Annotated in this window: 29 protein-coding genes; 22 read left to right on the top strand and 7 right to left on the bottom strand. The window is 66.1% G+C overall.

All coding sequences use genetic code 11. The features are described from left to right. Positions 1-147: 147 nt before the first annotated feature. The 3 genes from rpmE (at position 148) to prmC (ending at position 2,594) form a co-directional block, all read left to right on the top strand. Positions 148-378 carry a 50S ribosomal protein L31 gene (rpmE, locus tag BM150_RS03830; RefSeq protein ID WP_092923946.1) on the top strand — a complete coding sequence of 77 codons (231 nt, stop codon included), beginning with the start codon at positions 148-150 and terminating at the stop codon, positions 376-378. Between the two features lie 81 nt (positions 379-459). Beyond that, a complete protein-coding gene (gene prfA / locus BM150_RS03825; RefSeq protein ID WP_092924417.1) occupies positions 460-1,530 on the top strand; it encodes a peptide chain release factor 1 in 1,071 nt (356 codons plus the stop codon). Positions 1,531-1,706: 176 nt separating this feature from the next. Next, entirely contained in the window at positions 1,707-2,594 is an 888-nt protein-coding gene (prmC, locus tag BM150_RS03820) for a peptide chain release factor N(5)-glutamine methyltransferase (protein ID WP_092924415.1), read from the top strand. Positions 2,595-2,723: 129 nt separating this feature from the next. Here the strand turns inward: prmC and BM150_RS03815 are convergent, their stop codons facing one another. Continuing rightward, on the bottom strand, positions 2,724-3,599 hold the full coding sequence (locus BM150_RS03815; RefSeq protein ID WP_092923943.1) for an alpha/beta fold hydrolase: 876 nt from the start codon (positions 3,597-3,599) through the stop codon (positions 2,724-2,726). 121 nt (positions 3,600-3,720) lie between these two features. Between BM150_RS03815 and BM150_RS03810 the strand changes: the two genes are divergently transcribed. From BM150_RS03810 to BM150_RS03750, 13 genes are all read left to right on the top strand, one after another. After that, complete coding sequence (locus tag BM150_RS03810) at positions 3,721-4,368, top strand: L-threonylcarbamoyladenylate synthase (RefSeq protein WP_092923940.1); 648 nt, start codon at positions 3,721-3,723, stop codon at positions 4,366-4,368. A gap of 382 nt (positions 4,369-4,750) precedes the next feature. Continuing rightward, positions 4,751-5,890: an MraY family glycosyltransferase gene (locus tag BM150_RS03805; RefSeq protein ID WP_092923937.1), complete on the top strand. Its 1,140-nt coding sequence runs from the start codon at positions 4,751-4,753 to the stop codon at positions 5,888-5,890. Between the two features lie 20 nt (positions 5,891-5,910). Then, positions 5,911-6,390 (top strand): Cg1360 family ATP-synthase-associated protein, encoded by a 480-nt coding sequence (locus BM150_RS03800; protein WP_092923934.1) that lies wholly within the window; start codon positions 5,911-5,913, stop codon positions 6,388-6,390. Between the two features lie 277 nt (positions 6,391-6,667). Beyond that, positions 6,668-7,447: a F0F1 ATP synthase subunit A gene (atpB, locus tag BM150_RS03795; protein ID WP_092923931.1), complete on the top strand. Its 780-nt coding sequence runs from the start codon at positions 6,668-6,670 to the stop codon at positions 7,445-7,447. 60 nt (positions 7,448-7,507) lie between these two features. Next, a complete protein-coding gene (locus BM150_RS03790; RefSeq protein ID WP_092923928.1) occupies positions 7,508-7,765 on the top strand; it encodes an ATP synthase subunit c family protein in 258 nt (85 codons plus the stop codon). Between the two features lie 33 nt (positions 7,766-7,798). Then, on the top strand, positions 7,799-8,353 hold the full coding sequence (locus BM150_RS03785) for a F0F1 ATP synthase subunit B (RefSeq protein ID WP_092923926.1): 555 nt from the start codon (positions 7,799-7,801) through the stop codon (positions 8,351-8,353). 71 nt (positions 8,354-8,424) lie between these two features. After that, a complete protein-coding gene (locus BM150_RS03780) occupies positions 8,425-9,255 on the top strand; it encodes a F0F1 ATP synthase subunit delta (RefSeq protein ID WP_092923923.1) in 831 nt (276 codons plus the stop codon). A gap of 78 nt (positions 9,256-9,333) precedes the next feature. Then, entirely contained in the window at positions 9,334-10,986 is a 1,653-nt protein-coding gene (gene atpA, locus BM150_RS03775) for a F0F1 ATP synthase subunit alpha (RefSeq protein WP_092923920.1), read from the top strand. Positions 10,987-10,996: 10 nt separating this feature from the next. Next, complete coding sequence (locus BM150_RS03770) at positions 10,997-11,917, top strand: F0F1 ATP synthase subunit gamma (protein WP_092923917.1); 921 nt, start codon at positions 10,997-10,999, stop codon at positions 11,915-11,917. A 1-nt stretch (position 11,918) separates the two neighbouring features. Next, entirely contained in the window at positions 11,919-13,352 is a 1,434-nt protein-coding gene (atpD, locus tag BM150_RS03765; protein ID WP_092923914.1) for a F0F1 ATP synthase subunit beta, read from the top strand. A gap of 155 nt (positions 13,353-13,507) precedes the next feature. After that, entirely contained in the window at positions 13,508-13,873 is a 366-nt protein-coding gene (locus BM150_RS03760) for a F0F1 ATP synthase subunit epsilon (protein WP_092923911.1), read from the top strand. Positions 13,874-13,885: 12 nt separating this feature from the next. Next, positions 13,886-14,341: a DUF2550 domain-containing protein gene (locus BM150_RS03755; RefSeq protein WP_092923908.1), complete on the top strand. Its 456-nt coding sequence runs from the start codon at positions 13,886-13,888 to the stop codon at positions 14,339-14,341. A 182-nt stretch (positions 14,342-14,523) separates the two neighbouring features. Then, a complete protein-coding gene (locus BM150_RS03750; protein WP_092923905.1) occupies positions 14,524-14,997 on the top strand; it encodes a GNAT family N-acetyltransferase in 474 nt (157 codons plus the stop codon). A 444-nt stretch (positions 14,998-15,441) separates the two neighbouring features. Here the strand turns inward: BM150_RS03750 and BM150_RS03745 are convergent, their stop codons facing one another. Next, on the bottom strand, positions 15,442-16,026 hold the full coding sequence (locus tag BM150_RS03745) for a cob(I)yrinic acid a,c-diamide adenosyltransferase (RefSeq protein ID WP_092923902.1): 585 nt from the start codon (positions 16,024-16,026) through the stop codon (positions 15,442-15,444). Between the two features lie 133 nt (positions 16,027-16,159). Between BM150_RS03745 and murA the strand changes: the two genes are divergently transcribed. The 3 genes from murA (at position 16,160) to BM150_RS03730 (ending at position 18,294) form a co-directional block, all read left to right on the top strand. Next, positions 16,160-17,416, top strand: a complete 1,257-nt coding sequence (murA, locus tag BM150_RS03740; RefSeq protein WP_092923899.1) for a UDP-N-acetylglucosamine 1-carboxyvinyltransferase — start codon at positions 16,160-16,162, stop codon at positions 17,414-17,416. Positions 17,417-17,655: 239 nt separating this feature from the next. Next, the gene (locus tag BM150_RS03735) at positions 17,656-18,015 is read left to right on the top strand and encodes a hypothetical protein (RefSeq protein ID WP_139219442.1); all 360 of its coding nucleotides are present in this window, start codon (positions 17,656-17,658) and stop codon (positions 18,013-18,015) included. A gap of 75 nt (positions 18,016-18,090) precedes the next feature. Then, positions 18,091-18,294, top strand: a complete 204-nt coding sequence (locus tag BM150_RS03730) for a DUF397 domain-containing protein (RefSeq protein WP_092923893.1) — start codon at positions 18,091-18,093, stop codon at positions 18,292-18,294. 293 nt (positions 18,295-18,587) lie between these two features. Here the strand turns inward: BM150_RS03730 and BM150_RS03725 are convergent, their stop codons facing one another. Continuing rightward, positions 18,588-19,049 carry a Rieske (2Fe-2S) protein gene (locus BM150_RS03725; protein WP_092923890.1) on the bottom strand — a complete coding sequence of 154 codons (462 nt, stop codon included), beginning with the start codon at positions 19,047-19,049 and terminating at the stop codon, positions 18,588-18,590. A 152-nt stretch (positions 19,050-19,201) separates the two neighbouring features. Here BM150_RS03725 and BM150_RS03720 point away from each other — a divergent pair, with 152 nt between their 5' ends. Continuing rightward, the gene (locus tag BM150_RS03720) at positions 19,202-19,591 is read left to right on the top strand and encodes a hypothetical protein (protein WP_092923887.1); all 390 of its coding nucleotides are present in this window, start codon (positions 19,202-19,204) and stop codon (positions 19,589-19,591) included. 85 nt (positions 19,592-19,676) lie between these two features. On the opposite strand, the gene BM150_RS03715 is transcribed toward BM150_RS03720, so the two are convergent. The 3 genes from BM150_RS03715 to BM150_RS03710 form a co-directional block, all read right to left on the bottom strand. Next, the gene (locus BM150_RS03715; RefSeq protein ID WP_217641336.1) at positions 19,677-20,186 is read right to left on the bottom strand and encodes a LysE family translocator; all 510 of its coding nucleotides are present in this window, start codon (positions 20,184-20,186) and stop codon (positions 19,677-19,679) included. Positions 20,187-20,204: 18 nt separating this feature from the next. Further along, positions 20,205-20,336: a hypothetical protein gene (locus tag BM150_RS24855; RefSeq protein ID WP_281243642.1), complete on the bottom strand. Its 132-nt coding sequence runs from the start codon at positions 20,334-20,336 to the stop codon at positions 20,205-20,207. A 75-nt stretch (positions 20,337-20,411) separates the two neighbouring features. Beyond that, the gene (locus BM150_RS03710) at positions 20,412-20,993 is read right to left on the bottom strand and encodes an NUDIX domain-containing protein (protein WP_092923884.1); all 582 of its coding nucleotides are present in this window, start codon (positions 20,991-20,993) and stop codon (positions 20,412-20,414) included. Positions 20,994-21,069: 76 nt separating this feature from the next. Between BM150_RS03710 and nucS the strand changes: the two genes are divergently transcribed. Continuing rightward, positions 21,070-21,729 (top strand): endonuclease NucS, encoded by a 660-nt coding sequence (nucS, locus tag BM150_RS03705; protein ID WP_092923881.1) that lies wholly within the window; start codon positions 21,070-21,072, stop codon positions 21,727-21,729. A 90-nt stretch (positions 21,730-21,819) separates the two neighbouring features. On the opposite strand, the gene BM150_RS03700 is transcribed toward nucS, so the two are convergent. After that, on the bottom strand, positions 21,820-22,077 hold the full coding sequence (locus tag BM150_RS03700; protein WP_092923879.1) for a hypothetical protein: 258 nt from the start codon (positions 22,075-22,077) through the stop codon (positions 21,820-21,822). An 882-nt stretch (positions 22,078-22,959) separates the two neighbouring features. On the opposite strand from BM150_RS03700, the gene BM150_RS03695 reads away from it, so the two are divergent. Continuing rightward, entirely contained in the window at positions 22,960-24,639 is a 1,680-nt protein-coding gene (locus tag BM150_RS03695; RefSeq protein WP_092923877.1) for a sodium:solute symporter family protein, read from the top strand. Positions 24,640-24,643 lie beyond the last annotated feature (4 nt).

The following is a 24,643-nucleotide window of genomic DNA, read 5'->3' as shown; positions in this document are numbered from 1 at the left end:
TGCCTCCTCCGGGAATACCCACGCTGGCTCGGGCGTTGCCGAGCAGCGGTCCCCGGTCTGACAGAATCGGGACCTGTTCCGGTTCCGGTGCCGGTTCACCTCCGGTTGACACCGCGAGGACCCGGTGCCACGAAGAGAGGACGAGACATGAAGAGCGACATTCATCCCGAGTACGTCGAGACCCAGGTCATCTGCGACTGCGGGCACAGCTTCACCACCCGCAGCACCAAGACCAGCGGGCACATCAGCGTCGAGGTCTGCTCCAACTGCCACCCGTTCTACACGGGCAAGCAGAAGATCCTGGACACCGGCGGCCGCGTGGCCAAGTTCGAGGCTCGCTACGGTCGTCGTCCGCAGAACGCTCGCACCAAGAAGTAGCCGGGTCCGCGGCGCCCGCCGTTTCGACAACGTGGCGGGCGCCGTTCTCGTATCGGACTCGTAGCGAAAGTGGGGAGCACCGTGGAGACGTCGAGGCTCGAGGAGTTGCTCGCCGAGTACACCGAGCTTGAAGGGCGGCTCGCGGATCCGGACGTGCATGCCGACCAGGCGCGGGCCCGTAAGCTCGGCAAGCGACACGCCGAGCTGACTCCGATCGTGCGCACGGCGCGAGAGCTCGAGAACGCCCGCTCCGACCTGGCCACCGCACGGGAACTCGCCGACGAGGATCCCGGTCTGGCCAGTGAGGCCGACCAGCTCGAACAGCGGATTCCGGAGCTGGAGGACAGGCTCGCCGAACTGCTGGCGCCGCGGGACCAACGCGACGGTTCCGATGTCGTGTTGGAGATCAAGTCCGGCGAGGGCGGCGAGGAGTCGGCACTGTTCGCCGGTGATCTGCTCCGGATGTATCTGCGGTTCGCCGAGCGGCAGGGTTGGCATGCCGAGATACTCGGCGCCACCGAATCCGACCTCGGCGGGTACAAGGACGTCATCGCCACGGTCAAGTCCAAGGGGGAGCCCGGTCTCGAAGGAGTTTGGTCCAAGCTCAAGTTCGAGGGCGGGGTGCACCGGGTGCAGCGTGTCCCCGTCACCGAGTCGCAGGGACGAGTGCACACCTCAGCCGCCGGCGTGCTGGTTTACCCGGAGCCGGAGGAGGTCGAGGTCGAGGTCGACGAGAAGGACCTGCGCATCGACGTCTACCGCTCCTCGGGGCCCGGCGGACAGAGCGTGAACACGACCGACTCCGCGGTGCGGATCACACACCTGCCCTCGGGTGTCGTGGTGGCTTGCCAGAACGAGAAGTCGCAACTGCAGAACAAGCTGCGCGCCATCCAGGTGCTGCGCGCTCGGCTGCAGGCCATGGCCGAGGAAGAGGCCGAACGCGAGGTGGCGGAGACACGACGCAGCCAGGTCCGTACCGTGGATCGTTCGGAGCGGGTGCGCACCTACAACTTCCCGGAGAACCGGATCTCCGACCACCGCATCAACTTCAAGGCGTACAACCTCGACCACGTGCTCGAAGGCGAGTTGGACTCGGTGCTCGGCGCGTTGCGTGAGGCCGATCGGAACGAACGGATGCAGGCCGGGGTCTGATTCCGGTTCTCCGCCCGGTCCGCCGACAGGAGCCCGTGAGGCCGTCCGTGCTCGACCACCGGGAACGTCGTACCTCGGTTGCTCCGTTCTCGGAGTTCTCCGAAGCCTCCGGTGCAGCGCACGGTGATTCCCGCCGAACTCGCCCCCGCGAGCATGCTGAAAGGATCGTTACCACCGTGGAACGAAAGCCGTTGCGGTTGGCCATCCTGGAAGGAGAGCGCGCGTTGGCAGCGGCGGGGATTCCCAGCCCACGTGCCGACGTGGAGTCACTCGCGGCTCACCTGCTCGGCGTCGAGCGCCCACGGTTGCTGCTGTTGCCGCCCCTCGAACCCGCCGTGCTCGACTCGTTGCAGGAGTTGGTACGTCGCCGCGCGGAGCGCGTCCCGCTGCAGCATCTGACCGGTACCGCCGCGTTGGGGAGCACGACGCTCTCCGTCGGCCCCGGCGTGTTCGTGCCTCGTCCGGAAACCGAGCAGTTGCTGGAATGGGCGTTGACCCGCATCCGGTCGGTGCGTGACCCCCTCGTGGTCGATCTGTGCAGTGGATCCGGCGCACTCGCGCTGGCCGTCGCCCAGCGGCGCCCTGACGCTCGCGTGCTTGCCGTGGACAACGATCCGGCCGCGTTGGAATGGGCCCGGCACAACGCCGACTCGCTTCGCGCCACCGCGGACACCTCCGTGGAGGTGATCGCCGGGGACGTCACCGACCCCACCCTGCTCACCGGGTTCGACGGGACCGTCGACCTGGTGGTCTGCAATCCGCCCTACGTGCCGGAAGGCACTCCGGTGCCTCCGGAGGTGTGGGAGTACGACCCGTACGCGGCGGTCTTCGCCGGTCGTGACGGTCTCGAGATCGTGCCGCACGTGCTGACGCGTGCCATCGGCCTGCTGCGTCCCGGTGGGGTTCTCGCGGTCGAGCACGACGACACGCACGCCGAGGCGGTGCCCGCGCTCATGAACGACAGCGGGACGCTGACCGAGGTGCACGATCATTCGGATCTGGCGGGGCGGCCTCGCTTCGCCACGGCAGCGAAGAAGCCCCCGGATTCCGCCGGGAACTCGTGACGGAGCTCGGGTGCGTGGTCGGGCAGCCGTGCACGTGATCCGACACCTCGCGGCGCGGCGATTTCGCGAGAAATTGACGCCGTTCCGAAGTGGTTCCGGCGATCCGAGTCAGGGGTCCCGCCGCGTGAGTCAGGGAGTCCCGCAGCGGTTGAGGAACTCCCGCAGCGCGGCGTTGAACTCGCCGGGTTTCTCGCGGTGGCACCAGTGGCCGGCTTCGGCGAGCACCCGCAGCTCCGAGCCCGGCACGACATCGGCCGCCGTTCGGGAGACCTGGAGCGGAACCCTCCGGTCGGCCGCACCGTGGATGAGCATGGTCGGGCAGCGGATACGGTCCAGCAGCGGGAGGTGGTTGACCCGCATGTTCCGGCTCCCCACCGCCTCGAAAAGCCAGTCGGAGAACACCGAATCCGTCTCACGAAGCTCCGCGTGAACTTCGTCGAGCAACTGCTCGGCGTCGGCCACGCGGCCGGGGGCGTGCAGCACACCGCGACTCAGGTAGCGCCGACACATCCCGCGGGAAAGCTTGGTCAGCCTCGCGATCGCCACTCCGGCGATTCGGGACCGCAGCATCAGATACATCGGCAGCTGCCCGGCGATCCGGTGCCGCAGGCCGCCAGAGGCGACGAGTACGAGTCCGCTGACCCGTTGGGGATGTCGCAGTGTGAAACCCGTCACCGCGCTGCCTCCCGTGGACAGCCCCACCAGTATCGCCCTGTCGAGCCCCCAGAGATCCAGCAGCCAGCGCAGTATCTCCTCCATCGTGCGCTGACCGACCCGTCCCGACCAGTTCCGGCTGCCACCGTGCCGTGGAAGATCCGGGACGAAGACGCGGTGGTCGGTTGCCAGGGCCGGAATCGTGTGCCGCCAGCTGATCATCGCGTTGTCGATGCCGCCGCCGTGCACCAGCACGATCGCGGGGCCCACCGTGCCTGCCCGGTAGTAGCGGATCGTTCCCGCCGGGAACTCGACGTGTTCGGTCGCCGCACCCTGTGGTGGAGCGGTCATGGGTTGTCCTCCTGGAACTGTCGTCGATCCTGACGAGGATGATCGTTCGGACATGTTGCCCGATGCGCGGGTGAGGTACCACTCGCAGCCGAGCTTCCGGTACGTGCCAGGATTTGACACCGTGAGCACGGTCTATGATTGCGAGAGCCCGGAGGGTCGCAGCGCCGGCCTGAGCAGGGCTGCGAGTTCGTTGCGCGGCGGTGGGCTGGTTGTCCTGCCTACCGACACGGTTTACGGAATCGGTGCGGACGCGTTCGACCCGGAGGCGGTCCGCGCATTGCTCTCGGCGAAGGGACGCGGCCCCGACATGCCCGTTCCGGTGCTGGTTGGTTCGTGGAACACCGTCGACGGGTTGGTCATGTCCGTGCCGCGGCAGGCCAGGGCACTCATCGAGGCGTTCTGGCCCGGTGGGCTTTCGCTGGTGCTGCCGCAGGCACCTTCCCTGTCCTGGGACCTTGGGGAGACCCGCGGCACCGTCAACCTCCGGATGCCGTTGCACCCGGTGGCGCTGGATCTGTTGCGCGAGGTCGGTCCCATGGCGGTTTCGAGTGCCAACACCACGGGCAATCCCCCCGCCGCCACGGTGGAGCAGGCGCGGGAGCAGCTCGGCGAGGCCGTTCCGGTCTATCTGGACGGCGGCCCCTCCGGCGAACCCGTCGCTTCCACGATCGTGGACCTTACCGGGGATCAGCCGCGGGTGCTGCGTGAAGGAGCGGTGAGTCGGGACGAGCTGGCCGCCGAATTGGGCGTCGAGCTTCCGGTGGAGTAACGCGCCGTTCGTGTCGTACCGCTGTTCGTTCGACCTGGCCTTCCCGCGGACGGGGGAACCGCCGATGTCTGGAATTCGTGTCGCTCTGGGCCGTGCGGGCTATTGACCTGCTGAAACGGTGTCGCTGTGATCTCCCGAGATCGTCGGTGGGACCCGCGCGGCGCGCCGCACCGCTTCTCGATAGCGTGAACGAGCGTGCGCGGCCAGTGGACGACGCTTTCGTCCCGTGCCGCGCGGTTGTCGGCAACGGCGCGTCGGCGCGGCTGCGTCGGTTTTCGTGTTCGCCCCGGAAAATGACGAGGAGCAACCAACGGTGACTGTGCTGTCGTGGGATCAAAGCGGTGTCGTACGCCACGTTCCCACGCACGGCTAGGTGGCGACGATGGATACCGTCCCCTCCTGGGCGCCGGTCGGGTTGCCCGCACGCGAGTACTTGCTGGTGTGTCTGACTTCCGCGGCCGTGACCTTCCTGCTCACCGGGCTGATCCGGGTGTTCGCCATCCGCGGCGGGGCCGTGGCGCATCCCAGACGCCGGGACGTGCACTCGACCCCCATCCCCAGGATGGGTGGGGTCGCGATGTACTTCGGCGTGCTCGGCGGCATGTTCCTCGCCGACAATCTGCCCGCTCTCTCCCGCGGGTTCGACTACTCCAACGACGCGCTCGCCGTGATCTTCGCCGGTGGGCTGATCACGCTCGTCGGCGCGCTGGACGACCGCTTCGAACTCGATTCGTGGACCAAGCTGGCGGGCCAGGTCACCGCGGCGGGGATTCTGGTGCTGATGGGCGTGCAGTGGTACATGCTGCCCGGCGGCCAGGGCGGTGAGTCCGGTTCGGTGCTGGTGCTCAGCGGGAACCAGGGGCAGTTGCTGACGGTGCTGTTGACCGTGGCGATGGTCAACGCCATGAACTTCGTCGACGGGCTGGACGGGCTCGCCTCCGGCATAGGTCTGATAGCCGCCAGCGCGACCTGCGCGTTCTGCCTGGGACTGCTCAGCGACCAGGGCGGCGATGTCACCGCTTACCCCCCCGCGCTCATCGCGGCGACCATAGCCGGAGCCTGTCTCGGCTTTCTGCCGCACAACTTCCAGCCCGCTCGCATCTTCATGGGCGACTCGGGCTCCATGCTGATCGGGCTGATGCTCGCCTCGGCCAGCACCACCGCCGCGGGCAAGATGGACCCCACGAGCCTGGACGCCTTCGGGCTGTTCGCCCCGTTGTTGGTGGTGGCGGCGGTGCTGTTCGTGCCACTGCTCGACCTGAGCCTGGCCGTGGTGCGCAGGACCAGGGCGGGGAAGAGCCCGTTCCACGCCGACAAGATGCACCTCCACCACCGGCTGCTGGAGCTGGGGCACTCGCAGCGGCGTGCGGTGCTGCTCATCTACCTGTGGGCCGGGGTGGTCGCGTTCGGCGCCGTCTCGCTCACGCTGTTCGACGATATGCTGCTCGTGGCATGGGCTGTGGGCTTCGCGGTGCTCGTAGCGGGTACCGTATCCGCGATACCCCGAATGAGGACCAAGTAGAACTTCGCGGCGGGAGAGTGATGACGGAAGCGACCGGAGCGCCCGACGACACCGACCGGCCCACGGCCGAGGAGACGAATCCACATGCCCGGACGGTGCGCCGGTTGGCCGCGGCCATGCTTCGCGCCGCCGTGCTGCCGGGTGCCCTGGCCGTGCTGTTGTGCACGGTCGTCGCCGCTTTTCTGACAGGGGTGCCGGGGCTGCTGGGCGGGTTGATCGGTGGCGCGGTGGCTTTCGGTTCGTCGCTGCTCACGCTGTGGTTGATGCGAAGTACAGCCGATTTTCACCCGATGTTCGTGATGGTCGCCGCGCTGGGCGGCTACATCGGGAAGATGGTCGCGCTGTTCGTGGTGGTGACCCTGCTGCGTGGGCTCGACTTCGTCCACGTGGAGTCCGTGGCGCTGACGATACTGGTCACGGTCCTGGTGTGGACCGCGGCCGAGGTGCGCGGCTTCCGCAAGACCAGGACCCCCACGATCGCGGTGGCGGACCGCTCCTGAACGGACCGACTCACCCGGGGCACGCGTCCTGGCGTGTGGGCGTTACGACCGTTTTGTTACCGAATGGTAGGGTCCGTTGCGCAGGTAACTCGGGTTTCGGCGCGAGTACGTCTTCCGTCGCCGGAAGTCGTGGTCCGTCCCGTGGGGCTTGCCTGGCGGAACCTGCCCGGTGGGAGGGCCCCTTAGTCCTCGATCGTGTATCAGGTACGTTGAGTGCAAATCGTGACGATTCCCCCGGTGGAGTTAGCTCCAGCCGGGAGAACCGGAAGGAGCCCAGTTGGGCGCGCTGGTGTTGAGCCAGGGCGGAACTTTCGAGCCGCCCGGTGTCGATAGCTTTTTCCTCCCGCCGATCTTTGGTGAAGTCACCAAGCCGATCGTGCTCGTAGTGCTCTCGGCTGTCATCGTCGGTGCGTACTTCTTGATTGCCACCCGCAATCTCAAGTTGGTACCTGGCAAGGCTCAGTTCGCGGCGGAGTACATCTACGACTTCAGCAGGAACACGATCGCCAGGGATCAGATCGGGGCGCAGCACTTCCGCCCCTTCATCGGGCTGATCTTCGGGCTGTTCACCTTCATCCTGGTGAACAACCTGTTCGGGATCATTCCGCTGATCCAGTACCCCACGATGGCCAAGATCGGTTTCCCGATCGCACTGTTCCTCATGGTCTACGTCGTTATCCACACCGTGGGATTCCGGCGGCACGGCTTCCTGGGGTACTTCAAGCATGTGATGTTCCCCCCGGGGGTACCCAAGCCGGTCTACGTTCTGCTGGCCCCCATCGAGTTCCTGCAGAAGTTCCTGTTTCAGCCGGCGGCGCTGGCCATCCGAGTCTTCGCGGCCATGTTCGCCGGACACCTCATTCTGCTGGTGTTCACCCTCGGTGGGCAGTTCCTGCTGCTCGAGGGGAGTGCGCTGCTCAAGCCGGTTTCCATCGTCAGCTTCGCCTTCGCGATCCTTCTGACCTTCGCCGAGGCCTTGATTCAGGTCTTGCAGGCGTACATTTTCGCGGTGCTCACCGCCAACTTCATCGGTGCCGCACTCGCGCAAGACCACTGAAGGACAGATCGAGACCTCACGATCCGCGAGTTATGCGGACCGAGTTGAAAGGTAGTAACAGTGAGCAACATCGTTCTTGCACAGGCTGCGGAGACCGCAAGCAACATCAACCCGGGGCTGGCCGCCATCGGCTACGGCCTCGGTGCGATCGGTCCCGGCATCGGCGTTGGTCTGATCTGGTCGGCCGTTATCAACGGAACCGCTCGCCAGCCCGAGGCGCAGGGCCAGTTGATGGGTATCGCCTGGATCTCCTTCGTTCTGGTCGAGGTGCTGGCGCTGATCGGTCTGGTCATCTACTTCATCGCTTCCGCCGCCTGAGTCTGACAGCTTGACGGGTTGGGAGAAGTCCTGATGGAGAACAAGATGGTGCTGGCAGCGGAGGGCCACAATCCGATTCTGCCCGCTCCGGCCGAGATAATCGTCGGTTTCGTCGCGTTCGCCGCCCTCCTCTTCGTGCTCTACAGGTACGCCGTTCCACGCTTCGAGAAGGTCTACCAGGAGCGCAGCGAGCGGATCGAGGGTGGCATCGCCCGTGCCGAGGAGGCGCAGGCCGAGGCACAGCGCACCCTGGAGCAGTACAAGGCACAGCTCGCCGAGGCACGTGCGGAGGCCGCCAGGATCCGTGACGACGCCCGTGCCGAGGGGCAGCAGATCCTGGACGAGATGCGTTCGCAGGCTCAGGAGGAGAGCGACCGCATCATCAGCCAGGGTCAGGCACAGCTCGCCGCGCAGCGTTCGCAGGTCATCGCGGAGCTGCGTGAGGATCTCGGCAGGCAGGCCGTTGATCTGGCGAGCAAGGTCGTCGGTGAATCCCTCGAGGACGAGGCCCGGCGGCGCGGCACGGTGGACCGGTTCCTGGACGAGCTGGACGCCGCTTCCGCCCCGTCGACGTCGGCCAACAGCTGAACGGTTCCGACCGTTCGGTCGAAGGTCGAAGGGACGTAAGTGATGGGCCCAGGAGAGAAAGGCGTGCAGAGTTGAGCACCCTCGTGAACGCCGCGAGTCGCGATGCCCTGGCAGCCACCGAGCTGCAGCTGTTGCAGGCCACTGACGGGGCAGGACCCGCGGAGATCACCGGGCTCGCCGAGGAGTTGTTCGGGGTCGCCGCGCTGTTGCGCGGCGAGTCCGCCCTGCGGCGTGCTCTTGCCGATGCCGCCACCCCCGCTGAGTCCAGGCAGGGTTTGGTCCGCGAACTGCTGACCGATCACCTCGGTGCACGGGCGCTGCCGGTGGTCACCGAGGCGGTGGGAGTTCGCTGGTCGTACCCCGGTGACCTGGTGCGTGGTCTCGAACGGCTCGCCCGTGTCGCGCTGCTGGTGCAGGCCGAGCGTGCGGGCAGGCTCGACGCGGTCGAGGACGAGCTGTTCCGGCTGGGCCGCATCATCGGCGGTCAACCCGAGTTGGAACGGCTGTTGTCGGACCCCACGGCCGATGCCACCGGTAAGGGAGCCGTCATCCAACAGCTGGTCGGCGGCAGAGTCGAGGACGTGACCGAGCGACTGGTTCGGCAGTTGGTCGAGCAGTCGTCGGGGCAGCACCTCAGCGAAGGGCTGGAGGAGCTGGCCGAGCTTTCCGCCAAGCGGCGGGAACGTTCGGTCGCCCACGTTCGTTCGGCGATTCCGCTCAGCGACGAGCAGCAGCAGCGGTTGGCCAGTACCCTGCAGCGCATATACGCGCGGCCGATTGCGGTACACCTGGAAGTGGACCCGCAAATCGGTGGTGGGCTGGTCATTCGGGTCGGTGAGGAAGTCATCGACGGCAGCACGTCCGGACGGCTGCAGGCACTGCGGCGCGACCTCTCCGACTGACGGGCGGCATTCCCGAGCCCGTCGTCGGAAGGGGCCGGACCCCCTTTCCACAGAACGAAGCGAGAGCAGGAACGAGACATGGCGGAGCTGACGATCTCGTCGGACGAGATCCGCAGTGCGATCGAGAAGTACGTCTCCAGCTACTCACCCGAGGTCAGCCGCGAGGAGGTCGGGGTCGTCACGGACACCGGTGACGGCATCGCCCATGTCGAGGGTCTGCCTTCGGTCATGACCGAGGAACTGCTGGAGTTCCCCGGCGGCATCTACGGCGTCGCGATGAACCTCGAGGCGCAGTCGATCGGTGCGGTCATCCTGGGTCAAGCCGACCAGATCGAGGAGGGCCAGGAAGTCAGGCGCACCGGCAAGGTGATGTCTGTACCGGTTGGCGACAACTTCCTCGGCCGCGTGGTCAACGCGGTCGGTGAGCCCATGGACGGACTCGGCGACATCGAGGCCGAGCAGAACCGCGACCTGGAACTGCAGGCCGCTTCGGTCGTCCAGCGCCAAGAGGTCAACGAGCCGATGCAGACCGGCATCAAGGCCATCGACTCCATGACCCCGATCGGCCGTGGCCAGCGTCAGCTGATCATCGGTGACCGCAAGACCGGCAAGACCACGGTCGCGCTCGACACCATCATCAACCAGAAGAGCAACTGGGAGAGTGGCGACGCGGAGAAGCAGGTTCGCTGCGTCTACGTCGCGATCGGTCAGAAGGGCTCGACCATCGCCGCGGCGAAGCGTTCGCTGGAGGAAGCGGGCGCGATGGACTACACCACCATCGTCGCCGCCCCCGCGTCGGACTCCCCGGGTCTGAAGTGGCTGGCCCCCTACGCGGGATCGGCCATCGGTCAGCACTGGATGTACCAGGGCAAGCACGTGCTGATCGTGTTCGACGACCTCTCCAAGCAGGCCGAGGCCTACCGTGCGATCTCGCTGCTGCTGCGGCGCCCGCCCGGTCGTGAGGCCTACCCCGGTGACGTGTTCTACCTGCACTCCCGGCTGCTGGAGCGTTGTGCCAAGCTGCACGACGACCTGGGCGGTGGTTCGATGACCGGCCTGCCGATCATCGAGACCAAGGCCAACGACGTGTCGGCCTACATTCCCACCAACGTCATCTCCATCACCGACGGACAGTGCTTCCTGCAGTCGGATCTGTTCAACTCCGGGCAGCGCCCCGCCATCGACGTCGGTATCTCGGTGTCCCGTGTCGGTGGTTCCGCGCAGCTCAAGGCGATGAAGACCGTCACCGGTTCGTTGAAGATCGACCTGGCGCAGTACCGTGAGCTGGAGGCCTTCTCCGCATTCGCCTCCGACCTGGACGCCGCCTCCAAGGCGCAGCTCGATCGCGGTGCGCGCCTGATGGAGATCCTCAAGCAGGGTGAGGGTTCGCCGTTCCCCGTCGAGGAAGAGGTCGTCTCGCTCTACCTGGGCACGAAGGGGCACCTGGACGACGTCCCGACCGCCGACGTGCGTCGGTTCGAGTCCGAGTTCCTGGCGCACATGCGGCGCAACCAGGACACGGTGCTCAAGGACATCGTCGAGAGCAAGAAGCTCTCCGACGACGGTGTCCGGGCCATCGAGGACTCCGTCACGGAATTCAAGAAGCAGTTCACCACCTCGGAAGGCGGTGCTGCGCTCCCGCAGCACGACGAGGCCGGCACCGTGGAGGCCGATGAGGTCGCCCAGGAGACGGTGAAGGTCAACCGCCCCGCCGGGGACAGCGAGAAGTGACCGGGTAGCTATGGCTCAGCTTCGCGAACTACGAGACCGCATCCGGTCGGTGCAGTCGACCCGGAAGATCACCAAGGCGCAGGAGCTCATCGCCACCTCGCGGATCACGCGGGCACAGGCGAGGGTGGAGGCCTCCAGGCCCTACGCCGAGGAGATCACCAGGGTGCTGACCGCACTGGCCGATGCCAGCCCACTCGATCATCCGCTGTTGGTCGAGAGGGAGAACTCCAAGCGCTCCGCCGTGCTGGTCGTCACCAGTGATCGCGGCTTCTGTGGTGCCTACAACGCCAACGTGATCCGCGCGGCGGAGGAGCTGCAGAACACGCTGCGGCAGCAGGGCAAGACCCCGCTGCTGTACGTGATCGGACGCAAGGGCGAGGCGTACTACCGATTCCGCAACCGGGAGATCACCAAGAGCTGGAGCGGTTTCACCGATCGGCCGGACTACGCGAACGCCGCGGACGTCGGTGAGACCTTGGTGAACGCCTTCATGCAGGGCACCGAAGAGGCCAAGCATCGGGAGACGCCCGAGGACGTGCTGGGCGTGGACGAGATCCATCTGGTGCACACCGAGTTCGTCTCGATGCTCACCCAGCGGCCGATCATCCGGCGCGTCGCTCCGCTGGAAGTGGAGTACACCGAATCGCAGGGACTGCGACCGGCATACGACTTCGAGCCGGACGCCTCGACCCTGTTCCGGGAGCTGCTTCCGAAATACATCAACACCCGCCTGTTCGCCGGGTTGCTGGATTCGGCTGCCTCCGAGCACGCCGCGCGCCGTACCGCCATGAAGTCGGCCACGGACAACGCGGACGAGATCGTGCAGAACCTCAGCCGTGAGGCAAACCGGGCGCGCCAGGCCCAGATCACCCAGGAAATCAGCGAGATCGTCGGTGGTGTCGAGGCGCTCTCGTCTGCAGGAAGTGAGTGACATGACTGCAACTGCCACTAGCACTGCTACTGGCACCGGTCGCGTCGTCCGGGTCCTCGGCCCGGTGGTGGACGTCGAGTTCCCCCGCGATCACGTGCCGGACCTGAACAACGCGCTGTCCGTGGAGATCACGGCAGTGGGGATGTCGAACAACGTCACGCTCGAAGTCGCGCAGCACCTCGGTGACAACGTGGTGCGCACCATTTCGATGCAGCCCACCCAGGGCCTCGTGCGTGGCGCACCGGTCACCGACAGCGGTGCCCCCATCTCCGTGCCGGTCGGTGACGTGGTCAAGGGCCACGTGTTCAACGCCCTCGGCAACTGCCTGGACGAGCCCGGATACGCCTCCGACGCGGAGCGTTGGAGCATCCACCGGAACCCGCCGACCTTCGACAAGCTCGAGGGCAAGACCCAGTTGCTGGAGACCGGCATCAAGGTCATCGACCTGCTGACTCCCTACGTGCAGGGCGGCAAGATCGGCCTGTTCGGTGGTGCCGGTGTGGGCAAGACGGTGCTCATCCAGGAGATGATCCGCCGTGTCGCCAAGAACTTCGGTGGCACCTCGGTGTTCGCCGGTGTCGGTGAGCGTACCCGTGAGGGCAACGACCTCTGGGTCGAGATGTCGGAGTCCGGCGTGCTGGCCGACACCGCGCTCGTGTTCGGCCAGATGGACGAGCCGCCGGGTACCCGTATGCGGGTGGCGCTGTCCGGGCTCACGATGGCGGAGTACTTCCGCGACGTGCAGAACCAGGACGTTCTGCTGTTCATCGACAACATCTTCCGGTTCACCCAGGCCGGGCAGGAGGTCTCCACCCTGCTGGGCCGGATGCCCTCCGCGGTCGGCTACCAGCCGACCCTGGCCGACGAGATGGGTGCGCTGCAGGAGCGGATCACCTCCACGCAGGGGCGTTCCATCACCTCCATGCAGGCGATCTACGTGCCCGCGGACGACTACACCGACCCGGCGCCCGCGACCACGTTCGCCCACCTGGACGCGACGACCGAGCTGTCCCGGTCGATCACCCAGAAGGGGATCTACCCGGCGGTGGATCCGCTGACCTCCACCTCCAGCATCCTCGACCCCGGCATCGTCGGGGAAGACCACTACCGGGTGGCCCAGCAGGTCAAGCAGATCCTGCAGAAGTACAAGGAGCTGCAGGACATCATCGCGATCCTGGGTATGGACGAGCTGTCCGAAGAGGACAAGGTCACCGTCAACCGGGCGCGCCGGATCGAGCGTTACCTGTCGCAGAACTTCTTCGTGGCCAAGCAGTTCACCGGACAGGAGGGCTCCTTCGTGCCGTTGAAGGAGACCATCGAGGCGTTCGACAAGCTCTGCAACGGTGACTTCGACCATTACCCGGAGCAGGCGTTCCTGTCCATCGGTGGGCTCGAGGACCTGCAGAAGGCCTACGAGAAGTACAACCAGGAGTGATCGGGTAGTCACCCGTTGCTTCGACGGATCGCGGGTGTCGGGACTCCCGGCACCCGCGCCGTGTTCGGGACGGTTCGAACCGCGGTGATGCCGCTGTTCGGGCGTGTCCGATCCATCGGATAGACTACGACGACACACCGACGAAGGAGACACGCGTGGCCGAGATGTCCGTCGAGCTGGTCGCCGTGGAGCGCCGACTCTGGTCCGGTACCGCGACCAGCGTGGTTGCCCAGACGACCGAAGGTGTAATCGGCATCCTGCCCGGACACGAGCCGATGCTCGGTCAGTTGGTCGAAGGGGGAGTCGTAAAGATCACGACCCCCGATCACGAGACCGTCACCGCCGCGGTGCACGGTGGTTTCCTCTCGACCTCGAACGGCGTCGTCAGCGTTCTCGCGGAGTCGGCGGAGCTGGCTCAGGAGATCGACGTGGCCGCCGCACGGCGTGATGCCGAGGGCGATGATGAACAGGCCAGGGTGCGGGCCAGGTCACGGCTGCGAGTGGCGGGCTACTCCGTCTGACGGCCACGACGAATGAGCCCCTCGATCCTGCTGCTTGCCCTCGTGCTCGGCTCGGCGGTTGTCGTCGTGCTCGCGGTGCTCGGCGGCCTGCTGCTGGCGCGTCGGCGGTTGGGCAAGCTCAAGGCGGGGGGCATCGAGGTCGCGCTGCGGGTCCACCGCGGTGAACCCGGTCGGGGCTGGCATCTGGGGGTCGCGCACTACCACGGCGAGGAGTTCGCCTGGTATCGCGCGTTGAGTTTGCGCTCCGGCCCCGACTGGGCGCTCAACCGAGGCGACATGGAGATCGCCGCTCGGCGCAGCCCCAGTACCGCCGAAACCTACACCATGCCCGCCGGATCGCTGGTGATACACCTGAGCCGACCCGGCGACGACATCGAGATCGCGATGGGCAACGACGCGTTGACGGGTTTTCTCTCCTGGATGGAGTCGGCGCCGCCCAGCAGTGTCGCCCCCTGGGCCGGGCATTGAGGTTTTCCGCCCGGGTTGCCGGGGTGTTGCTGTGGCGGAACCTCTCGCACGGCTCTCGCTCAGCGGCGCGGCGATTTCGCGAGAAATTGACGCCCACCCCGCCGTGCCGTCGGCCCACCGGGGCGGAAGATTCCGGAGAATTCCGTGGTGGATTCGCGAGACGCATGCCTTAGCATGGCGAAGTGCGAATCGAGATCTGTCGCTACGACCATCCCGACGCGGGGGAACTCGTCCGTCAGGTGCAGCAGGAGTACGTGCACCGCTACGGCGGGCCCGACAGCACGCCGCTGCTGCCCGAGGACTTCCTGCCGCCGCGCGGACTGTTCCTGATCGGCTACCGCGCCGAGCTACCGGTGGCGATCGGTGGCTGGCGTTCGCAGGACTCCGACGTCGACGGATTCGAGGACGGCGACGCTGAGATGAAGCGGATGTACGTGGTCCCGGAAGCACGTGGCTCCGGCCTCGCGCGGGCGGTTCTCGCCGAGCTGGAGGACACCGCCGCGCGGGCAGGCCGGAAACGTATGGTCCTGGAGACCGGGCTGCGGCAGCCCGAGGCGATCGGTCTGTACGAGTCGTCCGGTTACCACGAGATAGCCAAGTTCGGGGTGTACCGCGATGAGCCCGACAGCCGATGCTTCGCCAAGGAACTCAACTAGACCTCGGAAAGGTGCTTGTGTGCGTGGTCGGTTAGCCGGCACGTGAGTCGGCGCCTTGCCGCGTTGGGCCGGCTCTTGAGTAGCGACCTACGCGGCGAGCGGCCCTGTCTCGCAACGCATCCGACTCACGCACCGGGGACACACGCGCTGCTTAATCGCATAGTTCCGTCCCGACGAGCGGCGCGGCGATTTCGCGAGAAATTGACACCGCATCGGGGCGGGCGGAACCTCCCGTGCGGCTCTCGTTCCGGGAGGCCCGACATCGGGTAGTCACTACACAACGTCGGGCCTTCCTCGCGAGAGCCGCACGGGAGAACCCGCGGCGGTGCGAGCTGCGGGTTTGGTGGGAATTCGGCGCTGCTGTGCCGATTGATAGATCTGCCTTCACCGCGATACCGACGGTGGGAGGTCGATCCACCTGAGGGGTGCCGAACCGGCTTCGGCTCACGACTCCTGTTCCGCGTTGCCGCCGGGACGCCACAGGACGTCGCCCGTCGGGTTCGCCACGCGGGCGAGGATGAACAGCAGGTCGGAGAGTCGGTTGAGATACTTGGCCGGTGCCTCGTTGGTGTCATCCGGATGGGTGTCGAGTAACCGCCAGGCCGAACGCTCGGCCCGCCGAGCCACACAACGGGCCTGGTGCAGCAGCGCACCACCGGGAGTGCCCCCGGGGAGTATGAACGACTCCAGCTTGCCCAACCGCTCGTTGTACTCGTCGCACCAGCTCTCCAGCCGCGACACGTAGCTCGGCTGTACTCGCAGCGGTGGATACTTCGGTTCCGCCAGCACCGGGGTGGCCAGATCCGCCCCGACGTCGAACAGGTCGTTCTGCACCGAACGCAGCACGTCGTGCACGTCGGCGTCGAACGTGGCGGTGGCCAGGGCGACACCGAGCACGGAGTTGGTCTCGTCCACGTCCGCGTAGGCTTCCAACCGCGGATCGGTCTTCGACACCTCGGAGTTGTCCGAGAGCCGGGTGGTGCCCGAGTCGCCGGTACGCGTGTAGATCTTGGTCAGGTGCACGCTCATGCGTGCAAGCCTATGCGTCCCCGGCCCTCGAACCGTTTCGGAGCCCGTTTCGGGGTATCGGTGGGCGCGTTGGTCCGATCGTTGTACCACCCACTCGGATATCGACCGTACCGCGGCCGTAACCTGGCTGTCCGTGAGTGAGCATTTCCGGGTACACGGTGGCGCCCGTCTCGTCGGAGAAGTCGGCGTGGTCGGCGCCAAGAACAGCGTGCTGAAGCTGATGGCCGCTTCGCTGCTGGCCGAGGGGACGACGACCATCACGAACTGCCCGGAGATCCTGGACGTCCCGCTGATGGCCGATGTGCTGCGCAGCCTGGGGTGTTCGGTCAGCATCGACGGTCCCACCACCACCATCACCACACCGCCCGATATCAGTCATGAAGCCGTTTCGGTTCACATGAGCAGGTTGCGTGCCTCGGTGTGCGTACTCGGGCCGCTCGTGGCTCGCTGCAGGCGCGCGGTGGTCACCCTGCCCGGCGGGGACGCGATCGGGTCCCGACCGTTGGACATGCACCAGAACGGGCTGCGGCAGCTGGGGGCATCCAGCCACATCGAGCACGGTGCCGTGGTGGCCCAGGCCGATAATCTGCACGGTGCGCGGATATGGCTCGACTTCCCCAGCGTCGGTGCCACCGAGAACATTCTGATGGCCTCGGTGCTCGCGGACGGCACCACCGTGATCGACAACGCGGCCCGCGAACCGGAGATCGTGGACCTGTGCGTGATGCTGCGGCAGATGGGTGCACGGATCGAGGGAGCTGGTACTTCCACGTTGACAGTGCACGGTGTGCAGCGGCTCGAACCGGTTCGCCACCAGGTCATCGGCGACCGCATCGTGGCGGCGACCTGGGCCTTCGCCGCCGCCGCCACCCGTGGTGACGTGACCGTGCACGGGGTGGATCCGAACAACGTGAATCTCGTGCTGGAGAAGCTGCGCGGCGCCGGGGCCGAGGTGTCGTTCGAGGACGAGAGCTTTCGCGTGGCCATGGACCGGCGTCCCAGCGCGGTGGACTACGTCACGTTGCCGTTCCCCGGTTTTCCCACCGACCTGCAGCCGATGGCACTCGCCTTGTCGGCCGTGGCCGACGGTACATCCATGATCACCGAGAACCTCTTCGAATCCCGGTTCCGCTTCATCGAGGAACTGGTCCGAATGGGGGCCGATGCGCGTACCGACGGGCACCACGCCGTGGTGCGGGGACAGGAACGGCTCTCCAGCGCTCCGGTGTGGGCCTCGGACATCCGGGCCGGAGTGGGACTCGTTCTAGCGGGGCTGTGCGCCGAGGGAACCACCGAGGTCTGGGACGTCTTCCACATCGATCGCGGTTATCCGGACTTCGTCAAGCAGCTGTGCGGTCTGGGGGCCGACATCGAGCGGGTGTTCGACTGACGGGAGCCCCGAGCGTCGAAGAACAGCCCGTTCCCGCGGAACCTCCGGCGAGCTCCCCGAGGTCAGGCGTGGACGTCGAGTTGTGCTCGGTATCCCGACGGTGTCGTTTCGCCGGAGAACTACACACTTGTGTGTGGTTACATTTGGTGTTCGTTCAGTTACCTTGGGTGTGCTGTCGATGATCTTGACGTGGTTGTCGTCGGCATTGCAGGGGAGTTCACGCGGCCATGGAAGACGGAGTGCAGAGTCCTCGACACGATCTCGACCATCCGAACGCGATCCGGCCGACACGGTCGGAGTGCCCGCATCCGCGGGAGCGGCTGCGCTGGCTCGGTGATTTCACCGGACCGTTCGAGCAGTGGCTGGTCCAGATCGACTGTCTGCGGTGCGGCGGTTCATGGGATCACAACTCCCGGGACGGCGATGCTCCCTGGGAGCAGGTGACCCAGATGCTGGACGAAGGCAGGTTCAGCAAGCTGTGTTCACGTATCGGTCCGGTGCCCGGCGAGACCCGTGCGGCCGCTGCCGTCACCGCGCGCAACTCGGAGATTCTGCACGATCTCAAGAGCATGGGCGCGATGAAGTTCCCGATCGACTGAAGGCGCGGCCCGCTGCAGAACGTGTTCCGTGAGCGTCTCGGACTCTCGGGCCGCAGGATCCGATGAGGAGCTGATATGAGCTTCGACTGGTCGCAGGCCACCTTCCGCAAGGCGGAAGCCTCCAGCATCGAGGGAACCGAGTGCGTCGAAGTGGCGCGACTCGGTGATACCTACGGCATAAGGAACTCACGCGATCCCGACGGACCGGTACTCGAGTTCACCGGGGCGGAGATGGCGGCGTTCGCTTCCGGGATCCGCAACGGCGAGTTCGGCGTCTGACGGATTCTTCCGCTCTGCCCGACAGGCCGTTTGATTCAGGGTCGGTCCCGTCCGTCGTCGCCGAGTGTCGATTCACGCGGCGAGCAGTCCCTCGAACAGGGACCGGCCCTCCCAGGAGGACCGTCGTTACCGCGGACGCCGTGCCACACCTTTCCGCGTTCGTCTCGTTTCACCGGGACGGAGCTACCGTTCGGCTGGAGCGGGACGTCCGTGCCCGGCGGACACGGACGGAGCGTATCGCGGACATGGGGTTCCGACGTGCGTTCCGGCGCTCCCTTGGGTGAAAAACCCGGTCAGCCCTCTCCGGTGACGATCCGTTCCCCTTCCACGTGAACGGCGATCCCGGGAAGCGCGGTGCGGGCCGGACCACTGACCACTTCACCCGAGGAGGATTCGAACACCGAGTTGTGGCAGGGGCAGCGCAGCCGATCGCCGTCGGCCCGCACCGTGCAGCCCATGTGGGTGCACACCGCGCTGTGCGCGGTGAACTCCCCCTCACTCGGCTGGGCCAGCGCGATCCGCTCGTCGTCGGGGCCCTCGGTTATCAGCGCGCCACCGACCGGAACCTCGTCGACACGTGCCAGTGCGTTGCCCTGTTTCGGGCTTTCCCCCGTCGGGGAGCCGGTCTCCTCGGTGGTCGTCAACGAGGACCCGCTGTAGGAACCGTCCCCGCAGCCGCTCAACGCCGTCACGCCCGCGACGGCCCCTCCGGTGACCAGCAATCGACGACGGGAGGTCGCTCGTTCGGAACTCATTTCGCCTCCGAGCTGTCACTCGCGTCGAACCGCACGATACCGGCATAGTGGCACGGTCGCCGACCGCGGTACAGCATTCCGGGAAGTGAACGGAGCTCGCGGGCATCGGCGGACCTGGTGACGGACACTTCGACGGCGGAGCTGGAAATATCATGAGCCCTTCTGACCGAGCCGGACGCGCGACCGTCGAGTTGTTGAGGACACTGGTGGCGACAGGACTGCTCATGTCCGCCGTGGTGCACCTCGAACTCTGGGCGCAAGGTGTGCGCGACGTAGCGGTGATCGGACCGCTCTTTCTGCTCAACGCGGTCGCGGGGGTGGTGCTCGCGTTCGTGTTGCTGTGGTGGAAGCACTGGCTTCCCGTCCTCGGTTCGCTCGGGTTCGGCGTTCTCACGCTGGTCGCCTTCTTCCTCGCCGTCACCATCGGCCTGTTCGGTTCCGAGGAAGTGGCGGTGGGGGTTCCGCAGCTGCTGGCCGGGGTCGCCGAGGGCGTCGTGATCGTGGCCGCGATCCCGTTGCTGCTGCTCGGCGGTCACGACTGAGTGCCGTGTCGCCCCGTTTTCCCGTGATTCCTGGCGCTCGCGGGAACGGGGCCGTGAGCGTCGCGGTGGTCCACCGGGCGGATGTTCAAGGTATGCCGTCCCGCCAAATGGTGAAGGCCACGCGCACTCCCAACGCGATCAGCACCAGGCCGGTGGTCGACTCCAGCGCGGTACGGAACCAGCGGCGGCGCAGCACGCCTTGGATGCTGCCGAACAACCAGGAAGTCAGCCGCCACCACAGCAGCCCGACCGCGATGAACGCCAGTGCCAGTTGCAGCGAGGTTCTCGCGTGTGGTTCGCTCGGCCCGACGAACTGGGGCAGCAGTGTCAGGAACAGCACCGCGATCTTCGGATTGAGCAGGTTACTCAAGAGCCCCTGCCGGTAAGCCGCGCTCCTTCCGAGTGTGTCCGTGGCGGCCGTGACCCCCGAATCGAACGGGGTCGCGAGCGTCCGGTTCGCACGCACGGCACCCAGCAGGCTTTGGAATCCCAGCCAGAGAAGATATCCCGCTCCGGCTGCCCGAAGCGCCGCGTAGGCCGTGGCCGAAGTGGCCAACACGGTCGACAGCCCGATGACCGAGGCAGTCGCGTGCACCCCCAGCCCGCTGCAGCATCAGAGTCCGGTCCACCACATCGCGCTCGATCCGCCACGCAGGCTGTTGCGCAGCCCGAGAGTGATGTCGGGGCCGGGGGCTATCGTGATCAAAACGGCCAGGATCAGGAACGGCAACAGTTGATCGGGCACGTTCCGAGGTTAGGCGTCGGCGTCCTCGGCGCTCATCGGTTTCGACGAGACGACCGCACCGCGTCGTGCGCTCCCCTACGAGCCGTGCGCCTCGTCCGCTCCGCCTCGTTCGTGCAACAACAACAGCGTGTAGGCGGCGATGGACTGCGCATCGGTTATCTCACTCCGCCGGATCATCCTTTCGAGGTCCGCACGCGTGAACCAGGCCGAGCGCATGTCCTGTTCCTCGGGCTCACGTTCGTGTTCGCCGAGGGTGAGACCGGTGGCGAGGAAGGCGCGACCCCGTTGACTGGACAGCCCGGGCGCCACGTCCAGCGAACCGAGTTCGACGAGACGCTCGGCCCGCAGGCCGGTCTCCTCGCGCAGCTCGCGCCGGGCGAGTTCCAGCCCGTCGAGCTCGGTGAGACCGGGTGCCGTTCCCTGCGGAAACTCCCAACGGCGTATCCCCAGTGGATAGCGGTACTGCTCGACCAGCCGTACTCGTTCGGTTCCCGGAGCGTCGCTCCCCTCACCGGTTTCCAGCGGGATGATCAGAGCGTAGTCGGGCTTGTCCACGACGCCGTAGATCCCGTCGGAACCGTCGGCGCGTCGGACGGCGTCCTCGCGGACGGTCATCCACGCATTGGCGTAAACCTGCCTGCTGCTCTCGGTTCGCATCTGCTCGGTCCTCTTTGGACGTGGTCCCGGTAGGCGGTTGTCGGAAGCGGTGGGGCTTGCCTTTACGCTCTGTCGAGTGCGTCTGGTAATCGCTTCCTGCAAGGTCGACTACATCGGCAGGCTCAACGCTCATCTGCCGTTGGCGACACGACTGCTGTTGATCAAAGCCGACGGCTCGGTGTCCGTGCACTCCGACGACCGAGCCTACAAGCCGTTGAACTGGATGAGTCCGCCCTGCTGGCTGATCGAGGATCCCGATGTGTGGACCGTGCAGAACAAGGCGGGCGAGAAGCTGGTCATCGACATCAAGGAGATCCTGCAGGACTCCAACTACGAGTTGGGAGCGGAACCGGGACTGGTCAAGGACGGCGTCGAGTCGCACCTGCAGCAGCTGCTCGCCGAGCACGTCAGCACGCTCGGTGATGGTTGGAGCCTGGTGCGCCGGGAGTATCCGACCCCGATAGGGCCGGTCGACCTGATGTGTCGTGACTCCCAGGGCGGCAACGTCGCCGTCGAGATCAAGCGGCGCGGCGAGATCGACGGAGTCGAACAGTTGACCCGGTATCTCGAGCTGCTCAACCGTGACCCCGTGCTGGCACCCGTCGGCGGCGTTTTCGCGGCGCAGCAGATCAAACCACAGGCACGCACGCTCGCGGAGGATCGTGGGATCCGCTGTGTGACGCTGGACTACGAACAGCTGCGTGGGATCACCCCCGACGAGTACCGGCTCTTCTGAGTGCCTGCTCGATGTCGGGGTGCCCGCGGCGAGAGCGGTGCGAGAGGTTCCGCCACGCAACCAGCTGCGCGGTATGTTCGGGGAACGCTCTCAGAGTTGACGGAGTCCGTTCAGAATCCGCTCCATCAGCTCCATGTCCGGCGAGCTCACCCGTGGGGTGCTCCAGCCGTGTACGGGGAACTCCGGCGGTCGGTACGCCGCCGGGGCGGTGGCTCCCAGGGAGTGCTGTCGTGGCAGTTCCCCCCGGAACGCGGTTACGTAGCGATGCGTCCGGCACGGACGTGGTGCCCGTCGCGGCGGATCCGCCTCGACGGGGGTAAGTGTTTCGGGGATCGCGGGAGCCGTCACTGCTCGGTCTCCTTGCCACGTTTCGGTGTTCGAGTCACCGGGGTGAGCGCAGCGGTCGGTTCCGTCGCTGCTCCGGTCGGCAACCGGCGTTCGCCGGGCACCCCTCGGCGTCGTGTCCACGACGCGGCCGACTGCGGGGTCCGTTCGTTCACGGAAGTGCCTCCTCGCTCGGTGACTCGGGTTCGGACTTCTCGCTCCGCGACCGAGCCGGTTCAACCATGCGGCGTGCCGCGCCGTGGTGTGGCGGAGAGCCAGCGAAGTAGCAACCAGGGGCCCACCACCAGTGTCACAGCCAGTAGCGCCAGTACGGCGGCGATGCTCATCGATTCACCTCCTGCGGTCGATATGATGCTATGTGTGATCTCTTTCCCGTGGTAGATGTTCGGAATTCACTGCACTTTTCGGGTTAATATCTCTCCCTGGTAGTGGCCCGTGTAGCGGTTGTGTGGTGCGGATTCTCGACTGTGCGTGTTCGGCTGGATGTCGCGCTGGCGAGACCGCTCCGAATGTTCGAGTGTGATTCATTTTTTTGGTTACTCTTCGTGACAATTTGTTGATCTTTCTTGTCGTGCTGTGCGATGTTCGATCCTCGATCGCGGTCGTGTTGGTTCCCGTTTTCGTTCCGGTGCCGCGCCGCCGTGCGGCCACGGACTCGAGCGGCATGTCCGCGCTGGGATGGATGTCGCAGTACGGACTGCTCCTGATCGGCTAGGGTGATCTTCCGTTCGGCCGCTTGGCTGAGCGTGCCTGATCGATTTAGCGTCCGTAGTCAACGAATTGATATCGGCCCCTCTGTGACTCGGCGCACTGTGGGGTATTGTTCACCTGCTTTGGTGAATGGTGATTACCGTTTGAACTTGTTTAATTTGGAGGTGGGGTAGCGTGCATGTGCTAGCGCAGGAGCAGCTTCGACTGGACGCCGGGCCGGTCGACTATCTGCTGCTCGCGCTCTACTTCGCGTTCGTGCTCGGGATCGGGCTCCTGGCGCGTCGTTCGGTGTCGAGCAGTCTTGACTTCTTCCTCTCCGGGCGGTCACTGCCCGCGTGGGTGACGGGCCTGGCCTTCATAGCGGCCAACCTCGGTGCCGTCGAGATCATCGGTATGTCCGCCAACGGCGCCCAGTACGGCATGCCGACGATGCACTACTTCTGGGTCGGCGCCATCCCGGCGATGCTGTTCCTCGGCGTCGTGATGATGCCGTTCTACTACGGCTCGAAGGTGCGCAGCGTTCCGGAATTCATGCTGCGCCGTTTCGGCAAGGCCGCGCATCTGGTCAACGCCATCAGCTTCGCGGTGGCGCAGCTGCTCATCGCGGGTGTGAACCTGTTCCTGCTCGCCAGCATCGTCAACGTCCTGCTCGGCTGGCCGCTGTGGGTCTCCGTGATCATCGCCGCGTTGATCGTGCTCAGCTACACCGGGCTCGGTGGCCTCTCCGCGGCGATCTACAACGAGGTCCTGCAGTTCTTCGTCATCGTCGCCGCGCTTCTCCCGCTGACCATCGTCGGCATGATCAAGGTCGGCGGTTGGTCCGGACTCGTCGACAAGGTCAGTACCCAGTACGGCGCCAACGAGCTCTCGGCCTGGCCGGGTAACGAGCTCACCGGGTTCGGCAGCAACTTCCTGTCGGTGCTGGGAATCGTCTTCGGGCTCGGCTTCGTGCTGGCCTTCGGCTACTGGACCACCAACTTCGTCGAGGTCCAGCGTGCGATGGCGTCCAAGAGCATGTCCGCCGCGCAGCGCACCCCGATCATCGGCGCCTTCCCGAAGATGCTCATCCCGTTCCTGGTGATCATCCCCGGTATGATCGCCGGTGCTTCCGTCCAGGAAATGATGGTGTTCAAGCAGACGGGTGAGGGCAACGTCGAGTACAACGACGCCCTCCTGCTGCTGATGCGTGATCTGCTGCCCAACGGCATCCTGGGTATCGCGCTCGCCGGATTGCTGGCATCGTTCATGGCGGGCATGGCCGCGAACCTGAGTTCGTTCAACACCGTGTTCACCTACGACATCTGGCAGGCCTACGTCATCCGGAACCGCCCGGACAGCTACTACCTGAACATGGGCCGCTGGGTCACGGTGGGCTCCACGGTCATCGCGATCGGTACCGCGTTCATCGCTTCGGGCTACTCGAACCTGATGGACTACCTGCAGCAGCTGTTCTCGCTGTTCAACGCGCCGTTGTTCGCCACGTTCATCCTCGGTATGTTCTGGAAGCGCATGACCCCGGCCGCCGGTTGGTCCGGTCTCGTGCTCGGTACCGCTGCCTCGTTGAGCGTCTTCCTGATGGCCGAGACCGGTGTGCTGGACCTGCTGGGACAGGGAGCGAGCTTCGTCGGAGCAGGCGCGGCCTTCGTGGTCGACATCCTCGTCAGCGTCGTGGTCAGCCTGGCCACCAGGCCCAAGCCCGCCGCCGAGCTCGTCGGACTGGTTTACGGTCTGACGCCGAAGGAGGAGCGCACCGCCTCGACGACCGGCGAGGACTCGGGCTGGTACCGCAGGCCAGGACTGCTGGCCGGGATCGTGTTGGTGATAGTCATCATCCTCAACATCGTCTTCGGCTAACCAC

Origin of the sequence: Actinopolyspora alba (assembly GCF_900112765.1) — a bacterium.
Lineage (GTDB): Bacteria > Actinomycetota > Actinomycetes > Mycobacteriales > Pseudonocardiaceae > Actinopolyspora > Actinopolyspora alba.
Note: the sequence above shows the minus strand (reverse complement) of the source record. Positions and strands in the feature narration are given on the sequence as shown.